The following is a 1,069-nucleotide window of genomic DNA, read 5'->3' on the forward strand; positions in this document are numbered from 1 at the left end:
GTACCCGGTCAGCAGGTTGGTAGCAGGCGTGTCGGCTTGATGTGAGGAGAACCTCCGGGTGGGGTGTGGCTTGTCGAAGGCCCATACCTACGCCGGAGGTTCTCGTGTCCCACCGTAATGCCCGTACGACATTTCACGGTCGATGGCTGATTGTGCAGCGCCACCGAGATGGTTGGAAGCAGGCCCAGATCGCCGAGGCGATGGGGATCTCCCGCAAGTGTGTGCACACCTGGATTGGCCGGTATGCCGCCGAGGGTGAGGCTGGCCTGCGGGATCGGTCTTCGCGTCCGCATTCCTCACCGCGGCGCACGCCGGCCATTATTGAGCAGCAGGTCCTAGCGGCACGTCGTGAGCATCGGCGGGGTCAAGACTGGCTGGGCCCAGAACTAGGTGTGCCGGCCCGCACGGTGGGACGGATCCTGCGCCGTCACCACCAGCCCTACCTGCGTGACTGTGACCCGATGACCGGGGCGCTGATCAAGGCATCCAAGGCCACCGCGGTGCGCTACGAGCGCGACCGTCCCGGCGAGTTGGTTCACGTCGATGTCAAAAAGCTCAGTCGGATTCCCGATGGCGGTGGGTGGCGCGCTCATGGGCGCAGTGAAGAGGTCCGCGGCCGCGGCAACGGTTATGACTTCGTGCACTCCATGGTCGATGATCACAGCCGGCTGGCTTACTCAGAGATCCTGCCCGACGAGAAAGGCCCCACATGTGCGGGGTTCATCGACCGGGCCGCTTCTTACTTTGCCTCGCACGGTATTTCACGCATCGAACGAATCATCACCGACAACCACCTCAGCTATCGCCGGTCGGCCGTTGTGGCAGCCGTAATCGCACGACTCGGCGCTCGGCATCTGTTCATCAAGCCACACTGCCCCTGGCAGAACGGCAAGGTGGAGAGATTCAACCGCACCCTGCAGACCGAATGGTGCTACCGCAGAATCTTTACCTCCAACGCCCAACGCGCCGCAGCACTTGCACCCTGGCTAGAGATCTACAACACTCAACGCCGCCACAGCGCACTCGAGGGCCTACCGCCCATCAGCCGACTGTGACCAACGTGGTGACC

Annotated in this window: 1 protein-coding gene; it reads left to right on the forward strand. The window is 63.1% G+C overall.

Features of this window, described 5'->3' with window-relative positions; genetic code table 11:
* Positions 1–104: 104 nt before the first annotated feature.
* Positions 105–1,055, forward strand: a complete 951-nt coding sequence (locus HMPREF0591_RS29895; protein WP_085981754.1) for an IS481 family transposase — start codon at positions 105–107, stop codon at positions 1,053–1,055.
* Positions 1,056–1,069 lie beyond the last annotated feature (14 nt).

This window comes from Mycobacterium parascrofulaceum ATCC BAA-614 (genome assembly GCF_000164135.1).
Taxonomy (GTDB): Bacteria; Actinomycetota; Actinomycetes; order Mycobacteriales; family Mycobacteriaceae; genus Mycobacterium; species Mycobacterium parascrofulaceum.